The 11,753-nt window shown below is 57.2% G+C and carries 4 protein-coding genes; all 4 read left to right on the top strand.

Going from position 1 to position 11,753, the window contains the following annotated elements; translation table 11 throughout:
* The first annotated feature begins 334 nt into the window (after positions 1–334).
* The 4 genes from IP582_RS18080 (at position 335) to IP582_RS18065 (ending at position 11,753) form a co-directional block, all read left to right on the top strand.
* Positions 335–8,074: an Ig-like domain-containing protein gene (locus tag IP582_RS18080; RefSeq protein ID WP_193794008.1), complete on the top strand. Its 7,740-nt coding sequence runs from the start codon at positions 335–337 to the stop codon at positions 8,072–8,074.
* 67 nt (positions 8,075–8,141) lie between these two features.
* Positions 8,142–9,662, top strand: a complete 1,521-nt coding sequence (locus IP582_RS18075) for a TolC family protein (protein WP_193794007.1) — start codon at positions 8,142–8,144, stop codon at positions 9,660–9,662.
* Positions 9,659–10,420, top strand: a complete 762-nt coding sequence (locus IP582_RS18070) for an efflux RND transporter periplasmic adaptor subunit (RefSeq protein WP_039079821.1) — start codon at positions 9,659–9,661, stop codon at positions 10,418–10,420. Before IP582_RS18075 ends, IP582_RS18070 begins: the two co-directional genes overlap by 4 nt.
* A 7-nt stretch (positions 10,421–10,427) precedes the next feature.
* Positions 10,428–11,753 carry an efflux RND transporter periplasmic adaptor subunit gene (locus IP582_RS18065; RefSeq protein ID WP_107224745.1) on the top strand — a complete coding sequence of 442 codons (1,326 nt, stop codon included), beginning with the start codon at positions 10,428–10,430 and terminating at the stop codon, positions 11,751–11,753.

Raw genomic sequence — 11,753 nt, 5'->3', positions numbered from 1 at the left:
TAGCGTGTTGTAGACATTCCCCTCGTAACACAGTCGTTACATTGAAAGAAATATGTGACGGATTTCTCTCTTTTTAACTTTTTTTAAGAAAGCTAACCACCTGATTCCCACTGTTTTTATGTGCTTTTCTGCCGATTGGTAAAAAAATGTAAGAGTAAAGTAAATTTTTTAGCTGCCGATAGGATCGTGTTGCGGGTTTTTAAGGCAAATACCTTCGGGCCTAAGGGGAGTGATTATGTCGTGGTGGAAAGTCTTTTCTGGAAAAAAAACGATCATTAATTCAACGGCAGCTCCTGAACCCCGGCGCTTGTTGCTTCAGGCGCTGGAGCCCAGAATGATGTTTGATGGTGTTGCCGTCAGTGCAACTACCGCGACCGCGGATGCCGCTCACACTGATACGGCATCGCATACCACGGCATCCGTGAGTGTGGCGCATACGGACACCAGCACAGCGGCGGCGACCACAACAGCCGAAACCAGCAAAACCACATCGGGCGCCACTGCCGTCACATCCAGTTCAACGTCTTCTGCATCCAACATAACAACACAGGATACCAGTAAAACCTCCGCTGCCAGCGTTGCATCCGGCACGAGCAGTACCAGCGGGCCACAGGTCGTATTTGTGGAGTCGGATGTGAAGGATTATCAATCTCTAATCAATCAATTACCGTCCGGTTATGAAGTGGTCGTGCTGGACAGTTCAAAAGATGGCCTGGCGCAAATCGCCGCCTGGGCCAGTACCCATAGTGGTTACAGTGCGATGCATATTCTTTCACATGGTGAAAAGAATGACCTGATGCTGGGAACGGTAGCGCTGAACAGCGCCAATATAGCGAATTACGAAAGTGAACTGGCGACCATCGGCCGGGCACTGAGCACCGATGGCGATATTTTATTGTATGGCTGTAGTATTGCGCAGGGCAGTGACGGTGCCGCATTGATTGGCGCTTTGGCTAAGGACACGCAACATGCCGTCGCGGGTTCTACGGATCCCACTGGTGCCGCAGCATTGGGCGGTAACTGGACCCTGGAATACAGCACCGATAAGTTACATGTCGCGGCCCTGGATTTAGTGGGCTATGACGGCCTCCTTACTCGTCCTACGTCAGGAACAACACTCTTTGATTCCCTCGATGGCTCTTTAACGGTCATCCCCAATGGCCAGTCATCGATAACGGCGCCTAATTACATGGGGTGGGACTTTACCATGCAGATGAATTCACCATCTGATGGTCAGAACGAAATGATTATTGTGGAAAAAGATGGTTCCAGTTCAGTGGAAACCGTCGATGCTTTGAGCGATGGTTCTAAGCAAATAACCTACTTTTCGGTTAAACCCAACGATGGCTCTTTGTTTACGCTGAATTCTATTGGCGTGGTGGTTAATGGCTATGATTCCGGTTTTAGCGGGGGAACCGTTACGTTAACCGGTTATCTGAATGGTTCTGCGGTCAGCGGTGCAACGTTAGCATTTAATGTTAGTGACATATATAACAGTGGCAATCTTGTCACATTTAATGTTTCTTCTAATTCCGCTTTTCAGGGCATTGATTCCTTTCGCGTTACGGCGGCAAATGGCCATACTATTACAGGTTTAATTGGTATTGGCGCGATTAATGCCACTAACTTCCATTTCCCCGGCCCGGTATTAACGACAAGTGGCGGTAGCACAGCATACAGCAGCGGTACTGGAAACGCTGTGGCCATCGATAGCGGTATCACGCTAACCGATACCGCAGCCTCTACGCTGACCAGCGCGACAATTGCCATCACCGGAAACTTTCACAGTGGCGAAGATGTGCTGGCCTTTAGTAATACTAATGCCACGACGTACGGCAATATTATCGGTTCTTATAACAGTACCACGGGCCTGCTGACATTAACCTCTTCTGGCAGCACAGCTACGACAGCGCAGTGGCAGGCAGCGCTGAAAGCGGTGACTTATCAGGACAGCTCTCTGTCGCCAAATACCAGTTCCCGAACACTCTCTTTCACCATTACCGATGCTTCCAGTAATACCAGTAGCACCGTAACACGTATTGTCACCGTAGCTGCGGATGTCGCGCCTGTTATCAGCAATCTTAATGGCGATAGCGGGACATTTTATGCAGGCGGGACGGCAGTGCATCTGGACAGCGGAACCGCTGCAACGGTCACTGATAGCGACACGACCAGTTTCAATGGCGGAAACCTGACAGTACAGATAACCGCTAACGGCCATAGCGCAGAAGATGTTCTGGGTATCGATACCAGTGGTACGGTGACCGCCAGTAATGGCACGACCGCAGGCAGTGTTATCTCTGTTGGCGGCGTCGCTATCGGGAGTATTGCCACCAACGGTGATGGGATTAACGGCGATAATCTGAGTATTACCTTTAACGCGAATGCGACAGCCAGCCGTGTCTCGACACTGGTTGATGCCCTGACCTATTACAATAGCGCCACCACGCCGACAACGGGAAACCGTACAATACAAGTGGTGGTGAATGATGGCCGCGGGCAGACCAGCAGTGCATCCAGCGTCACCATAGCCATGAACAATAATGCCCTGGTTACCACCAGCGGCGGCAGTGCCGCTTTTACCTCCGGGGATAATAGCGTTTCAACACCAGTGGTTATCGATAGTGGGCTGAGTATTGTTGATCATGCCAGCAGTACGCTGGCGTCCGGCACGGTATCCATTACCTCGAATTTTCACAGTGGCGAAGACGTTCTGGCATTCACCAATACCAACACGACAACCTATGGCAATATCGTCGCTTCCTATAATGCGGCAACCGGTGTTTTGACACTGACCTCCAGTGGCGCGACGGCGACGATTGCGCAGTGGCAGGCGGCGATGCGAGCGGTCACCTGGACGGATACCGCCGTGACGCCCAATTCAGCCACCCGTACTATCAGTTTTCAGGTCACCGATGGCAGCAGCAACAGTAGCCCGGTCGCCACACGGACGGTCACGGTAACAGCTGTCGATCAGACACCGATAGTGAGCACCAGCGGCGGCAGCGCAGCCTTTACCGCGGGTGATAATACCGCGCCGACGCCAGTGGTTGTTGATAACGGCCTGACCTTAGCAGACCTGGACAATACGACCTTCGCTTCGGCAACCGTGGCTATTACCGGCAATTTCCATAGCGGTGAGGATGCACTCGCATTCACCAATAACAATGCCGGGATATATGGCAATATTGTCGGCAGTTATAATAGCGCGACCGGTATCTTGACCTTATCGTCAAGCGGGGCGACGGCAACAGTTGCCCAGTGGCAGGCGGCATTACGGGCGGTTACCTGGACAGATTTAGCGGTGACGCCCAACACGGCGACCCGGACGGTGGGCTTTACCGTTAATGACGGAACGAAAAACAGCACTGTAGCGACACGGCAGATAACCGTTACTGCGACAGATCAGACGCCAATACTGACGACCAGTGGCGGCAGTGTTGCCTTTACCGCCGGTGATAACACCCCCTCGACGCCCGTTGTCATCGACAGCGCTCTCACGATTTCAGATATCGATAACACCACACTTGCCAGCGCTACCGTGGCCATTACCGGCAACTTTCACTCCACAGAGGATGTATTGGCCTTTACCAATACCAGCGGCGCGACATTTGGCAATATCGTTGCCAGTTATAATAGCGGCACGGGGGTATTAACGCTGACGTCTGCTGGCGCTACCGCGACCCTTAGTCAGTGGCAGGCTGCGTTACGGTCCGTGACCTGGACGGATACGGCAATCACCCCTAATACCGCGACAAGAACCATCAGCTTTACCGTCAACGATGGCACGAAAACCAGTACCGCTGCGACACGAAACGTGACGGTTGCCAGTACGGATCAAAGCCCTATTGCAACAACATCTGGCCCTGGCACCACGTATCCGTTGGGAACCCCTGGTACGCCCATTGCGGTGGACAGCGGCCTGACATTATCAGACCTGGATAACGCCACGTTTTCCAGCGCTACCGTCGCCATTACCGGCAACTTCCACTCCGCAGAGGATGTATTGGCCTTTACCAATACCAGCGGCGCGACATTTGGCAATATCGTTGCCAGTTATAATAGCGGCACGGGGGTATTAACGCTGACGTCTGCTGGCGCTACCGCGACCCTTAGCCAGTGGCAGTCGGCATTACGGGCGGTGACCTGGGCTGATGGGGCCACAACGCCCAATACAGCAACCCGGGTTATCAGTATTACGGTGAACGACGGAATCAAAAACAGTGCGACCGTAACGCGCTCTATCGCTATGTCCATTCCCGTACCGTCTGTCACCGGCATCACGGCCGCCAGCGATACGGGGAGCAGCGCTTCCGATGGCATAACCCGCAATGCACAGCCAACGTTTATCGGCACGGCCCAGGCGGGAAGTACCGTGACTGTGTATGTCGATGCTGTTTCAGTGGGCACCACAACGGCGGATGGCAGTGGCGCCTGGTCATTTACCCCTTCCAGTGCGTTGAGTGAAGGCAGCCATGCGGTTAGCGCGATGGCTACGCTCGGCAGCGTGAACAGTGTGGTTTCCGCTAACGCGTCGGTAGTGATTGACACCACCGCCCCGGCGATCCCGACAGGGATTGCGCTGACCGCAGCCACCGATACCGGCGCCAGCACCAGTGACGGGGTGACCAGTAATCCCCAGCCGACCCTCACGGGGGCAGCCACCGCGGGCAGCCTGGTGACGGTCTATATCGACGGGACGGCTGTCGGTACCACCACCGCGGACGGCAGCGGAGTCTGGCAGTATAACCTCGCTGGGTTATTGCCGGACGGTCCACATACGGTACGCGTTACGGCGACAGATACAGCCGGTAACGTCAGTGCCGCGACCACGCCCTGGATCTTTACGGTGGACACCGCCGCCCCGGCGATCCCGACAGGGATTGCGCTGAGCGCAGCCACCGATACCGGCGCCAGCGCCAGTGACGGGATAACCGCTAATAACCAGCCGACCCTGACTGGGGCCGCCACCGCGGGCAGCCTGGTGACGGTCTATATCGACGGAGCGGCGGTCGGCACCACCACCGCGGACGGCAGCGGGGTCTGGCAGTATAACGTTGCGGCACCTCTGACCGATGGCGCGCATACGGTCAGTGCCACCGCGACGGATACCGCCGGTAACGTCAGTGCCGCGGCAACGTCCCGGACCTTTACGGTGGACACCGCCGCCCCGGCGATCCCGACAGGGATTGCGCTGACCACGGCCACCGATACCGGTGTGAGCGCCAGTGACGGGATAACCGCTAATAACCAGCCGACCCTCACGGGCGCGGCGAGCGCGGGCAGCCTGGTGACGGTCTATATCGACGGAACGGTGGTCGGCACCACCACTGCGGACGGCAGCGGGGTCTGGCAGTATAACGTTGCGGCCCCCCTGGCCGACGGCGCGCATACGGTCAGCGCCACCGCGACAGATACCGCCGGTAACGTCAGTGCCGCGGCAACGTCCCGGACCTTTACGGTGGACACCGCCGCCCCGGCGATCCCGACAGGGATTGCGCTGACCACGGCCACCGATACCGGTGTGAGCGCCAGTGACGGGATAACCGCTAATAACCAGCCGACCCTCACGGGGGTAGCCACCGCGGGCAGCCTGGTGACGGTCTATATCGACGGAACGGCGGTCGGCACCACCACCGCGGACGGCAGCGGGGTCTGGCAGTATAACGTTGCGGCTCCCCTGGCCGATGGCGCGCATACGGTCAGCGCCACCGCGACGGACACCGCCGGTAACGTCAGTGCCGCGGCAACGTCCCGGACCTTTACGGTGGACACCGCCGCCCCGGCGATCCCGACAGGGATTGCGCTGACCGCGGCCACCGATACCGGCGTGAGCGCCAGTGACGGGGTGACCGCTAATAACCAGCCAACCCTGACTGGGGCAGCCACCGCGGGCAGCCTGGTGACGGTCTATATCGACGGGACGGCGGTCGGCACCACCACCGCGGACGGCAGCGGGGTCTGGCAGTATAACGTTGCGGCCCCCCTGGCCGACGGTGCGCATACGGTCAGTGCCACCGCGACAGATACCGCCGGTAACGTCAGTGCCGCGGCAACGTCCCGGACCTTTACGGTGGACACCGCCGCCCCGGCAGTCCCGACAGGGATTGCGCTGACCACGGCCACCGATACCGGCGTGAGCGCCAGTGACGGGGTGACCGCTAATAACCAGCCAACCCTGACTGGGGCAGCCACCGCGGGCAGCCTGGTGACGGTCTATATCGACGGAACTGTGGTCGGCACCACCACCGCGGACGGCAGCGGGGTCTGGCAGTATAACGTTGCGGCTCCCCTGGCCGACGGCGCGCATACGGTCAGCGCCACCGCGACGGATACCGCCGGTAATGTCAGTACCGCGACCACGCCACGGGCCTTTACGGTGGACACCGCCGCCCCGGCGATCCCGACAGGGATTGCGCTGACCGCAGCCACCGATACCGGTGTGAGCGCCAGTGACGGGATAACCGCTAATAACCAGCCGACCCTCACGGGCGCGGCGAGCGCGGGCAGCCTGGTGACGGTCTATATCGACGGAACTGTGGTCGGCACCACCACCGCGGACGGCAGCGGGGTCTGGCAGTATAACGTTGCGGCCCCCCGGGCCGACGGCGCGTATACCGTCAGTGCCACCGCGACAGATACCGCCGGTAATGTCAGTGCCGCGGCAACGTCCCGGACCTTTACGGTGGACACCGCCGCCCCGGCGATCCCGACAGGGATTGCGCTGACCGCGGCCACCGATACCGGTGTGAGCGCCAGTGACGGGGTGACCGCTAATAACCAGCCGACCCTCACGGGCGCGGCGAGCGCGGGCAGCCTGGTGACGGTCTATATCGACGGAGCGGCGGTCGGCACCACCACCGCGGACGGCAGCGGAGTCTGGCAGTACAACGTTGCGGCCCCCCTGACCGATGGCGCGCATACGGTCAGGGCCACCGCGACGGACACCGCCGGTAATGTCAGTGCCGCGACGGCGTTTGCAACCTTTACGGTGGACACCACCGCACCTCAGGTGCAGGCAGTTACCGCACAGAATACCCTTACAGGGGCTCAGGGGCAGGTCGGGTATAACATCTCCTTCACGAAACCGGTTCAGGCTTTATCCGCGAGTGAATTGCAGATGCTGACCACGGGCAATGTCCAGGCGAATATCGTTTCGGTTACTCAGGTCAACGCCACGACATGGCAGGCTGTATTAAGTGTCCAGGGTACTGGTTCCGTCACCCTGGGTTTTGTGGATAGTGCTATTAAAGACATCGCGGGGAACACGTTGTCAGGCTCGCAGGCCAGCGTTCCGGTTTATCAGGTCGCGCCTGCCGTTACACCTGTGACGCCGACAACACCGTCTACCGTATCGCCAGTGGTGCCGGGGAATTCAGCGCCAGCGTTAGCACTGCAGTCGCCGCTCAGCGGTTCAATGAAAGGCCTGTTTCAGGAGGCTGCTCCTTCTCCCATCGCGCCCAATATTGTTTTAACAGCGCTCAACGGCATCAGTACGCCAGCGTTAAGTTTGACCGGGGATGGTTTGCTGGCAACAGGAAACGCAACCTTACCGTTAACCCTCTCCGTTACCCCAGCCTTTGGTGAGTTTGCGGTTCCGGGCGGTTCGGCATCGCCTTCTTATATTGGCTCTATTACCAGTAGCCCGACGGCAGCCCTTGAAGTGAGGGCGGATGTGGGCAGTGTAGGGGTCGTATCCGGCCAAAGCTTTAGCGTGTCACTCCCGGCAGGCACGATTTTAACCCGTGAATCTATGGCGAACTTATCGGTGACCGTGCGCCAAAGTAACGGTATGCCGCTGCCTTCATGGATTAAATTCGATCCAGCAACCGGGCGTTTTTCCGGACAGCCACCCGCCGGATGGAAGCAACCCGTCTCAATTGAAATTCGGGTGGTGGATAAGCAAGGGCATTCAGGTACCAGCCATCTGGAGCTGAAAGTCGCCGGGGCGCGGGAAGCCACCCCCTCGGCAAGTATTCAGGCATCACCGGGCAAGCCCGGTCTGGATCAACAAATCGCCGCTCAAAAGACCATTTTTTCAGGGCGACTGATGACACCAGAAAAACAGGTGTAATGTTTACCCAATATCTAATGCGCTGTTTTTTATAAATAAAATCAATTGATATATTAAGGATGGTAGCATGCAAGGTACGTTATCCGCACAACGTCATCCAGGCCGGTTTGTCCTTCTCCCTGTCGCGGTCGCTCTGCTGCTGTCAGGGTGTATGGTCAAACCACATCCTGTGAGCCTGCAAGAGCGGCAGGCCACCGCCGCCGCCGATAAACAAACGTTGTTTGGCAGCCAGGAAAAAATATCAGCGCCGGTCACTCTGGAAAATGCCATGGCCCGGGCGCTGAAATACAATATGGATTACCGCGTCAAGCTCATGGAAGAGGCCATGGGACAACGTCAGTTGGATGTGGCGAATCTGGATATGTTACCCAAACTTGCCGCCTCTGCCGGTTATACCGCCAGGGATAAAGACAACGCCTCTTCATCGCAAAATATCGCCACTGGCGAACAATCCCTTGCTCCGTCTATCTCAACCGAAAAACAGGATCGCATGGCGGATTTAAGCCTGAGCTGGAACGTGCTGGATTTTGGCGTGAGTTATTACACCGCGCAGCAACAGGCTGACCGCGTTTTGATTCTGGAACAACGTAAACGCCGGGTAGGGCAACAGTTGGTTCAGCAAGTGCGCGAAGCATGGTGGCAGGCAGCAGGTGCGCAGCAGTTACAAGGGCGAATCGATACCCTTCTTGCTCAGGCCCAGTCCGCGCTGGAAGATGCCAGGGAGGTCGAAAGCTTAAAACTGCGTTCTCCGCTGGAAGCCCTGAATTATCAGCGTCAGTTATTGGATGTTATTCGCCAGTTAACGGCGGTGCGCAGCGCGCTGGCTCAGGCAAAACCACGGCTGGCAGCATTAATGAACATTTCCCCTGGGGTCGATTTCAGTGTCGCGGTATCTGATGATATGCCAGTACCTAAGTTGGGTATCCCCGTCGACAAGATGGAAGATATCGCTCTGCTTAACCGCCCTGAAATGGTGGAAGCGAATTACAGCCAGCGCATCAGTGCACTGGAAACCCGTAAAGCGATCGCCAAACTATTACCGGGTATTGAGTTGAGCGTTGGGCAAAGCTATGACAGCAATAAATTCCTGACAAACAATGCCTGGGGATATGCCGGGTTACGTGTGAGCTGGAATCTGCTCAATCTCTTTAATGCCGGGCCGATTACCAAAGCGGCAGAAGCGGAAAAACAAGTCAATGATGCCCAGCGCCTGGCGTTGAGCATGGCGGTGCTGACTCAGGTGAATATCGCCTGGCTGGATTATGAAGGTAAAACCAAACAGTTTGAACTGGAACGCCAGTTGAATACGGTTGATCAAACGATTTACGAGCAGACACGCCATGCGGTAGAGAGCGGCGCATCGGCACGTTTGCAGGGTATTCTGGCTGATGCTAACGCGGTCTATTCATCATTACGTCTCTATCAGTCCTATGGCGCATTACAAAACGCCTACGGACAAATGGGGGCCAGCCTTGGGCTTGATCCTTTGCCGGAAGATACGCGGGGATATGATATTGCCTCATTGGATCAAGCCTTTAAAGGCGTTACAGCCCGCGTAACTAAGCAAATGGCAGGCGATAAACAATGAAAAAATACGCGCTGTGGTTGATGGCAGGCGTCCTGAGCGCCAGCGCGGTTGGCGCAACGACCGGCTCATCGCCGACGCCGGAGAGCACGCCGTCAGGCAGTAGTGATGGCGGGATTCGTGTTGAACTGCTCTCTCCCCATGCGGTAACGCTCTCCGGCGAAGTCGCGGCGCGTATCGCCGCGCTGAAAGTCTCCGAAGGCGACAGCTTTCGACAGGGGCAGACACTGATTGAGTTCGATTGTGCGACCTATCGCGCGCAACTGCGTAAGGCGCAGGCCGTGCAGGAGGCCGCCAGTCAGTTGCTGAAAGTGAACAATCAACTGGCGAAATACAATTCTGTCGGCACCCTGGAGCTGACCCAGGCAAAAGGAAAGCTTGATGAGGCGGCGGCGGATGTCAGCTATATGCAAACGCTGGTCTCAAAATGCACGATCACAGCACCTTTTGATGGGCGTGTTTCAAAGCGACATGCCGCCGCCTGGCAGTATATGACCCCAGGCGCACCGGTTCTCGATATTGTGGCAACCCAGGATTTGGAGTTACGTATGCTGGTGCCGTCAAAATGGCTACCGCGCTTAAACGCCGGTGCCACATTCCAGGTGACGATTGATGAGTTGGGGCAGACCTTCCCGGCAAAAATCAAGCGTACAGGTGCGCAAATCGACCCTGTCAGCCAGACCATTCCGGTGATTGGCGTTATCACCGGGAATGCGGAGAATTTGTTACCCGGTATGAGTGGGTGGGCAAACTTTAATTAAGGTTGATATGGAACAAGCGCAACATAACGGGCTGGCGGTACTGCTGCATCTTCTTCATCTGGCGCGAGAGGCGCAAAGTCCGCTACGCCTGGGATTCATTATGGTGAATGAGTCCCGCCAGTTGTTGGTTTATCGCCAGGCGGCGTTCTGGCAGGAGGGGCTGCGCCGTCAGGTTGTTTCCGTCTCCGGGCTTGCGGAAGCTGATGCCACGTCACCCTATTTACAGTGGTTAAGCGGCGTTTTTCGATTTCTTTATCAACACCACCCTGAATTGCCGCCGTATGTGGCGCTAACGGCTGCGGCTTTACCTGAGTCTCTGGCTGCGGACTGGTCTCAGTGGCTACCCGCCCATGCCGTCTGGTTCCCGTTGGGATCTGCGGGGGCATTACTGTTTGCCAGCGATGAGCCCTGGGATGACGAAACCCTCCATCTGGCCCAGGAACTGATCCACGGCTACCGTTTTGCGCTGGTTCAGCATCTGCCTCACCTGAATAGCCGTCAGAAATTTCAGGCCTGGTTGAAAGCGTCGCCGCGCCGGAAATGGTGGCTGCTGGCGCCGCTGCTCCTGTTGTGTATACCCGTGCGGATGAGCGTGCTTGCGCGGGCAGAGGTGGTGCCATCGGATCCCGAACTGATTCGTGCCCCCGTAGTTGGGGTTATCGATAAAGTGCTGGTACAGCCGAATCAGGTGGTGCAGAAGGGAACGGCGCTTTTCGCCCTGGACGCAACGGTACTGGCCGGGCAGTTCGCCCTGGCAAAACAGGAGGCGCTGGCGGCAAAAGAGCGCTTTCGGATCAGTGCGCAGATGGCGGTGACCAGCGACAAGAATAAGCTGGAACTGGCTGAGGATAAATCTCGTCTGGCGGCAAAAGACATCTCGGCCGACTATGCAGGAAAGGCGCTGGATAAACTTAACGTGACGGCGCCGGGCAGCGGCGTGGTGGTGTTTTCCGATGCTGAGGAATGGCAGGGAAAAGCAGTTAACGTCGGTGAGAAAGTGATGACCCTGGCCGATCCGGAACATGTGGAGCTGGCGGCCTGGTTACCCGCGGCGGATGCCATTCATCTGCAACCGGGGGCGAAAGTCACGCTTTACCCAAACGCATCGCCCTTTAGCGCCTTTGACGCGACCCTGGTAAGAATAGCGTATAAAGCTGAGGTCAGTGATGGCAACGTGCTGAGCTATCGCCTGCAGGCAAAATTCCTTGCGCCAAAACAGACACCCATGATTGGGCAGATGGGCACCGCGCGTATTTATGGCGACTGGGTTCCTTTGGGCTACTATGCTCTGCGGCGTCCTTTGACCGCCGCGCGACAGTGGCTTGGGTGGTAG

Origin of the sequence: Citrobacter sp. BDA59-3 (assembly GCF_015167655.1) — a bacterium.
Classification (GTDB): domain Bacteria; phylum Pseudomonadota; class Gammaproteobacteria; order Enterobacterales; family Enterobacteriaceae; genus Phytobacter; species Phytobacter diazotrophicus.
Note: the sequence above shows the minus strand (reverse complement) of the source record. Positions and strands in the feature narration are given on the sequence as shown.